We start from the raw sequence: 6,969 nt of genomic DNA, 5'->3' as shown, positions 1-6,969 counted from the left end.
GGCAAGGTCCGAGAGCAGGATGAGCTCGTGCTTCTTCGCGAAGGCGACGAGGTCGCGGTAGAAATCGAGCGTCGCGACATAGGCGGTCGGGTTCGCCGGATAACAGGTGACGAGCGCGATCGGCTTCGGCACCGAATGCATCACCGCCCGTTCCAGCGCCGGGAACATCGCCGGCGTCGGCTCGGCCGGGACGGACCGAATCACGCCGCCCGCCATCAGGAAGCCGAAGGCATGGATCGGATAGCTCGGGTTCGGCACGAGTACGACGTCGCCCGGGCCGGTGATGGCCTGCGCCATGTTGGCGAAGCCCTCCTTCGAGCCGAGCGTCGCGACGACCTGCGTCTCGGGGTTCAGTTTCACGCCGAAGCGACGCTCATAGTAGTTCGCCTGGGCCCGGCGCAGGCCGCCGATGCCCTTCGAGGCCGAATAGCGGTCGGTGCGCGGCTTGCCCGCCGTCTCGACCAGCTTCTCGATGACGTGCTTGGGCGCCGGCAGGTCGGGATTGCCCATGCCGAGGTCGATGATGTCCACGCCCTTGGCGCGCTCGGCGGCCTTGATCTTGTTGACCTGTTCGAAAACATAAGGCGGCAGGCGCTTGATGCGGTGGAAATCGGTCATCTCGAACAGGTCCCTGAAGCACCGATCCGGAAAGTGGCCTCCACTTCCCGGAAAATCCGATGCGATAACAATAAGATAGACCATCGCGGCCGCGTCCGTCGGACGCGCGACGATCTACCCTCCGGCCGGCGGCATCGCTCATGCGCAAGGTCACTTCCTTGCGCCAAGGCTGCTTAGCACCGCATCTTTGTTCAGGACAGGGCCAAAAACGCAAGAAATTGCGATCTTCGACCAATAGGCGAGCAGACATGGGCGCCTGCCCGCAGGGCTTACGGCCCGGAGAGCGTCAGTTCAGCGGCGGAATCTGGGCCGGCTTCGGCGGCGTCGTCGCGGCTCCGAGGGATTTCGCCGTGTTGCCGGCCGCCTCGTTGACCTTCTGCTTTGCCGCGAGCTGCTTCTCGATCGACTCGAAGCCCGCCCGCGGCTTGCAGGGATCCTTGGGATCGCGGATCGGCGGCGGCGTCCTGAAGCGGGCGGCCTGGCCGGAGGGCACATAGGCCGGCGGAGGATTGGGGCCGGGGCAAAGCTGCGCCACCGGGATCGACGAGCCCACCGGGATATACTCCATCTCCGCCGGGCGGGTCGCGCGGACGAAGGCTTTCGATTCCTGCGGTGTCGTCGCCATGCCGATGGCCTCGGCCGAGCTCTTGACCGGGCCTTCCCCGACGCAGCCGGCCAGGGAGAGCCCCAGCAGCGCAGCCGACAGGATGAGCGGCTTTTTCACGGAGAGTTCGATCGGCATGAGGACTTCCGGCGGTTCGACGAATTTTCTTGGTAAAGCACACCGGCCGCGTCCTTAATAGGACCAAAATGGGGAGCGATGCGCTAACCTCAGAACAAGGGGGAAACGATTCATGGGCCGGCAGGGCGACGACCGATCGAAGGAAGCGGCTGGCGCGTCCGGGACGCCGACCCCGGATCTCGATCAGTTCGCGCAGAATATGGGCCGTCTCTTCGAGGAGTACGGCAAGGTCACGGCCGCCTATCTGAAACCGCTCGAACGCGGGCAGGCCAAGACCGGGCAGGCCGACGAAGCCAGCGACATGGTCAAGACGCTGGGGCGGGTCGCCGAGCGCTGGGTGAACGACCCGGCGAAGATCATCGAGGCCCAGGCCTCGCTCACCGGCGAATTCTTCAACCTGTGGAGCGCGGCGCTGAAGCGGGCCGCCGGCGAGGAGGTCGCGCCCGTCGCCGAGCCGGACAAGCGCGACACCCGCTTCAAGGACCCGGACTGGTCGAACCACCCGACCTTCGACTTCATCAAGCAGGCCTATCTCATCGGCTCGCGCTGGGCCGAGACCATGGTCGACAAGGCCGATGATCTCGACCCGCATACGCGCAACAAGGCCCGCTTCTACATCAAGCAGATCGCCAGCGCCCTCTCGCCCACCAATTTCGTCGCGACCAATCCCGAGCTGCTGCGCGAAACCCTGGAACAGAACGGCGAGAACCTGGTGCGCGGCATGAAGATGCTCGCCGAGGATGTCGAGGCCGGCGGCGGCGAATTGAAGATCCGCCAGTCGGACGCCCAGTCCTTCGAGGTCGGCGTCAACATCGCGACGACGCCGGGCAAGGTGATCTTCCGCAACGAGATCATGGAGCTGATCCAGTACGCGCCCTCGACGCCGCAGGTGCTGAAGCGGCCGCTGCTGATCGTGCCGCCCTGGATCAACAAGTTCTACATCCTCGACCTCAATGCCGAGAAGAGCTTCATCCGCTGGTGCGTCGCGCAGGGGCTCACGGTCTTCTGCATCTCCTGGGTCAACCCGGATGCGCGCCATGCCGGCAAGGATTTCGAGAGCTATATGCGCGAGGGTATCTTCGCGGCGCTCGACGCGATCGAAGAGGCGACGGGAGAGAAGAAGGTCTCGGCGATCGGCTATTGCGTCGGCGGCACGCTGCTCGGCGTGACGCTGGCCTATATGGCCGCGATCGGTGACAAGCGCATCGAGAGCGCGACCTTCTTCACCACCCAGGTCGATTTCTCGAAGGCCGGAGAGCTTTCCGTCTTCGTCGACGAGGAGCAGATCCGCGCCATCGAGGAGCAGATGGCGAAGACCGGTTTTCTCGACGGCTCGCGCATGTCGGGCGCGTTCAACATGCTCAGGCCCAACGACCTGATCTGGTCCTACGCCGTCAACAACTACCTGAAGGGCAAGGCGCCCGCCCCCTTCGACCTGCTCTACTGGAATGCGGATTCGACGCGGATGCCGGCGGCGAACCACTCCTTCTATCTGCGCAACTGCTATCTCGACAACAAGCTCTCCCGGGGCGAGATGGTCATCGGCGGCAAGATGCTCGACCTGAAGGCCGTGAAGATCCCGGTCTACAATCTCGCGACGCGCGAGGACCACATCGCGCCTGCCCCTTCCGTCTTCATCGGCTCGCAATGCTTCGGCGGCCCGGTGGAGCACGTCGTCGCAGGCTCCGGCCATATCGCCGGCGTGGTCAACCCACCCGCCAAGGTGAAGTACCAGTACTGGACCGGCGGCCCGGTGAAGGGCTCCTATGAGAGCTGGATGGACAAGGCGCAGGAGCATCCCGGCTCCTGGTGGCCGCATTGGTTCGCCTGGCTGGAAGCGCAGGCGCCGAAGACGATCGCCGCGCGCGAGCCCGGCGGCGGCAAGCTCAAGGCGCTGGCGGACGCGCCGGGGACCTATGTGAAGGTGAAGGTCTAGCCTCCCCTCCTCGGGCCCGCGATGGGAAGAAGGCAGAGGCTCGGCGCAAAGGTCTTCGCCCGCCCGCGTCGCCGCGTTCGGTGGTGGTGAGGGGCAGCGGAGCGCCGCGAGGCGCGGTTGGGTATAAGGCCGCTTCCGTTGAGCCAGGATGCGGCGCGGAGGGATTGAGCCACCCTCCGCACGCCCCGTGGCGCTCCGCTTCCGGCGTTCTTAAGTCTCCGGGCCGCGCTTATATGGCTTTGCGGGTCGGGAAAGGCGAACTCGGACGCCAGTTCCCCTCATCGGGTTGTCGCGTCCTTGCTCGCGCCGTCCGTTGCCACCGAGCCTTCCAGCGAGCTCCTCGCACAGGGGCCGTAGTACCCCCAGGGCGGTGCCCCGAAGCCTCCCGGGAGTGGATCGTAACTCCACGCGCAGGCGCCGACCTCATCCCGCCACTGGCATACCTCCGGATGGCCGCCCCTCGGGGATGAGGTGGCCCGAGGATAAGCCGGACGGAAAGCGCGGGGATAAGTCGGGGCTGGTTCGTCTGCTTTCGACCCATAGCCGACGCCTCTCAACTGCACTGTCGCAGATCAGAAGCAGGCGACCTCGTTACTCACAAATCGATAGCCGAAATAACGGAAATAGAGGCCACGGCGTTCGTGGATCACAAAGACGGAATAGGTGTCATCCGAATTGCGATAATCGATCAGTTTTTGTGGAAATGGCTTCGCCCCGCCGTCCTTCGGCCGGAGGTTGAGGTCATAGAATTTTCGGAATGAGTAGTGTTGCGGAACGTGGCAAGTGATCGAACCTACGAAACTCGTTTCAAAGTAGGACGCATGCTCCGATCTAAGGCCATGGACCTGAGCAGGGGTATCCGGGATTTGCGAGCCGCCTAAGCTCGGCGCAATGGCGGTTGCTGCAGCCGCGATTAAAATTCGAACCAAGCCCATCATTTCCTCCGCCGCAGGTAACGCAAACAGAGCGCTTTCGGCCTCGGATCGCAAGTCTGCTTCCGACCCTAAGCGGACTTGGGCATGGTGATGCGCAAGAGAGCCAATGCCCAGAACACGGCTCCTCCCGCCAGACCCGCTACGGCAGTTCTAATCAGGTTAGCGCGCCACAGTTCCCACCCCCAAGCTGTCCTATGACCATCGACTACCGTCGCACGCCCGCCAATGTTGAATTGAAAGGTCGTTGACGTTGGGAGCAGTTCGAGGAGGAGGCTAGGCATAATCGCGACCGCGGCTCCAACAACCACGCAGTTCAGCAAGCTTGGTGCCGCCCAGTTTCGTAGAATTAAGTAGGCTGGCAGGCCAAACAAGGCCGTTGCTGGAAGAGCCCCCATGCTGAGAAGCGTGACGGATCCAAGCAGCTTGGCCAGGGGGGTTGGCCAACCGAACTGAAAAATTGTTAGTACCGCGGCTCCAACGAGAGGAGCGACAATGAAGGCGAGAACTAGTCGCCATGGCGCTGGATATCGGTTGATGCGTTTAGGGCCGTGCATCACGCGAGCATACATTTTCTGCGTCCGTTTACGACCCATAGCAGCCTCTAGATTTTGGCGAAGAGACTTGTGAAGTTTAGAGTAGCAGCCTATCGTTTTTCCGATTGACGCTATGGCAGGCAATTCACTTGAAGCTCAATGTAGATGCCCTGCAATTCGCGACATTGTTTCCCGTATATGGGTTAGTTTATGTGCTTAGGCATCGCATAGATCGATATATCGCCTGCATGGCTGAGTATACGATGGAAAATTCACAAGATAATTTCGAGAGTTCACGCCCGGTATCTGCTAATTCACTGCGAAAAACTTACTGGTTGATGCTTTTAATAATTACAGCTGCTTTAGTTTTAGTTGCCACCAAGGCCATCATCGACCCACAATCCGCCGCACTGCCGGGTTTTGAAAGGCTGACTGGTCGTTGAGCGGATAGGCCAGCCGAAAGTCTGCTACCGACCCATAGCTGCCATCAAAGCCGGCACCTCACTTGTCCCTTCGTCGAGTTGACTTGTCGGGAGGGTAACCCAAGGTTGTGCTGGGCAAAGATGCCGGGGGGCTTCCATGCTTAAGGCTGCGATCGCCGCGTTATTCGTCATAACCGCAACGGCTGCTTCCGCGCAGAATTACCCGCGCCCCGTCGAGCGCGGCGCGCATTGCAAATGTGCTCGGACGCTTTTTGGGATTCAATCAGTCAACGGATATTGCCACTGGGACAACCGTCTCGCCGACGCCATCAACGACTGCGCCGCGCGGCAAGAGCGGGTGGTGCAAAGCCCGGTGCGAGCGAATGGTGCTGGCAGCATTCCTTATCGTATCGGTCTCGGTCTAGCCGCGCAGCGCGGCATCTACGGCGCCAGCGGCGGCTGCTTCGCTCGGGTCTTCGAGGCCTCCGCTTCCCAGCAGCCTTCCCCCGGCCCTCGAATCCGATACGGCATTCCCGGTCGGGACATGCCGGCATTTTCCCGAGAGCTGCAGCGGCGCTGTGGGATTTTGCAGTAGCGGCCCCTCCCGCGTCCGCTTTTAGGTATAGGGCTAACGACCGCTCCCCTCCCATCGCCGACATGCCCGCCACGCGATGAGCTTGTCGCGGCCTCACAGCAAAAAGCCGGCCCGAAGGCCGGCTTTGCAAAGCTCGCGCGTGCGGCTGCTCAGTACTTGCGGACGACCGGATGGACCGGGAGCGTCTGGGCCGGGTCGTCCCAGCGATAGGTCAGGCCGACCGAGGCGATGTTGATGTAGGGCTTGGCATCGCCCGAGAAGAGCACCGCGCTCTGCTGCGGGTGGAAGCCGGTGTAGTTCACCTTGGCCTTCTTCACGTCGATGAAGGTGTAACCGAGGTCGAGCTTCAGCTTCTCCGTGACCTGGTAGCTCAAGCCCGCGGAGAGCCAGAGCCGGTCGTTGTCGGCGATGAAGATCGTGCGGTTGCGGTCGTTGACCGCCGAGAGTTCGTAGCCGACACCGGCCCGCAGCGTCAGCGCGTTGTTGTACTTGTATTCCGCGCCGAGCGAGAAATACCAGGCGTCGTCATACTGGAAGTTCAGGCTGGTGATCGGAACGCTGCCGGTCTTGCTGACGATCGGGATGTTGCGGAAGCGGCTCCAGTTCGTCCACTCGACGCCGGCATGGACCTGCCACTGGTCGTTGATGACCTGCGAGACACCGAACACCACCGAGTCAGGCAGGTTGAGGTTGGCCTTGACCGGGATGACGCCCGCAGTCGGCGCCCGGAAGGTGCCTTCCAGCGTCTGGCGCACTTCCGAGCGATAGGCCAGACCGATCGTCGTGCCCTGGAGCGGGGTCAGCGTCACACCGAAGCGGTAGCCGAAATCGATCGTGTTGCCTTCGATGATCACCGGTGCGGCGCTCGGGCCGATGCCCCCAGCCTGCTTCAGCGAGGCGTTGAAATACTGGACCTGCAGCGCCGCGCCGATCGCGAGCCAGTCATTGACCTGATAGCCGATCGTCGGCGAGACGTTGATGGTCTGCACCTTGGCGGAGCGGCCATAGATCTGCGCGGCATTGACCTGATGGTCGGGCTTCGAACGCAGGCCGTAGGGCGCGCCGGTGGTCACGCCGATCCACAGCCTGTCGGTGAGCTGCCAGGACGAATAGGAGGCGGGAATGAAGGCGCCGTCGCCGCCGAGATTGCCGGTGCCGTTCTGGATCGGGCTCAGCGGGAAGCCGGGC

The 6,969-nt window shown here is 62.7% G+C and carries 7 protein-coding genes; 3 read left to right on the top strand and 4 right to left on the bottom strand.

Going from position 1 to position 6,969, the window contains the following annotated elements:
• Together AB4Y99_RS23690 and AB4Y99_RS23685 are read right to left on the bottom strand one after the other, a co-directional pair.
• Window positions 1-618 (bottom strand): aminotransferase class I/II-fold pyridoxal phosphate-dependent enzyme (locus tag AB4Y99_RS23690; protein ID WP_441525044.1); only part of this gene is annotated, 618 nt, incomplete at its 3' end.
• A 286-nt stretch (window positions 619-904) separates the two neighbouring features.
• Window positions 905-1,360 carry a hypothetical protein gene (locus AB4Y99_RS23685; protein ID WP_038368206.1) on the bottom strand — a complete coding sequence of 152 codons (456 nt, stop codon included), beginning with the start codon at window positions 1,358-1,360 and terminating at the stop codon, window positions 905-907.
• A gap of 112 nt (window positions 1,361-1,472) precedes the next feature.
• On the opposite strand from AB4Y99_RS23685, the gene phaC reads away from it, so the two are divergent.
• Complete coding sequence (phaC, locus tag AB4Y99_RS23680; protein WP_441525043.1) at window positions 1,473-3,296, top strand: class I poly(R)-hydroxyalkanoic acid synthase; 1,824 nt, start codon at window positions 1,473-1,475, stop codon at window positions 3,294-3,296.
• 572 nt (window positions 3,297-3,868) lie between these two features.
• Here the strand turns inward: phaC and AB4Y99_RS23675 are convergent.
• Window positions 3,869-4,285, bottom strand: coding sequence for a hypothetical protein (locus AB4Y99_RS23675; protein WP_441525042.1), 417 nt, complete (start codon window positions 4,283-4,285; stop codon window positions 3,869-3,871).
• A 628-nt stretch (window positions 4,286-4,913) separates the two neighbouring features.
• On the opposite strand from AB4Y99_RS23675, the gene AB4Y99_RS23670 reads away from it, so the two are divergent.
• Entirely contained in the window at window positions 4,914-5,207 is a 294-nt protein-coding gene (locus AB4Y99_RS23670; RefSeq protein ID WP_441525041.1) for a hypothetical protein, read from the top strand.
• Window positions 5,208-5,343: 136 nt separating this feature from the next.
• Complete coding sequence (locus AB4Y99_RS23665) at window positions 5,344-5,781, top strand: hypothetical protein (RefSeq protein ID WP_441525040.1); 438 nt, start codon at window positions 5,344-5,346, stop codon at window positions 5,779-5,781.
• A gap of 149 nt (window positions 5,782-5,930) precedes the next feature.
• Here the strand turns inward: AB4Y99_RS23665 and AB4Y99_RS23660 are convergent.
• The coding region (locus AB4Y99_RS23660; RefSeq protein ID WP_441525039.1) for an OmpP1/FadL family transporter at window positions 5,931-6,969 on the bottom strand (1,039 nt) is incomplete at its 5' end.

The sequence above is a fragment of the Allobosea sp. TAB14 genome (assembly GCF_052113865.1).
Taxonomy (GTDB): domain Bacteria; phylum Pseudomonadota; class Alphaproteobacteria; order Rhizobiales; family Beijerinckiaceae; genus Allobosea; species Allobosea spartocytisi.
Note: the sequence above shows the minus strand (reverse complement) of the source record. Positions and strands in the feature narration are given on the sequence as shown.

Coding starts and splice junctions, on each gene's coding strand:
- AB4Y99_RS23685 (WP_038368206.1), bottom strand. CDS start 1,360: ATGCCGATCGAACTCTCCGTGAAAAAGCCGCTCATCCTGTCGGCTGCG.
- AB4Y99_RS23665 (WP_441525040.1), top strand. CDS start 5,344: ATGCTTAAGGCTGCGATCGCCGCGTTATTCGTCATAACCGCAACGGCT.
- phaC (WP_441525043.1), top strand. CDS start 1,473: ATGGGCCGGCAGGGCGACGACCGATCGAAGGAAGCGGCTGGCGCGTCC.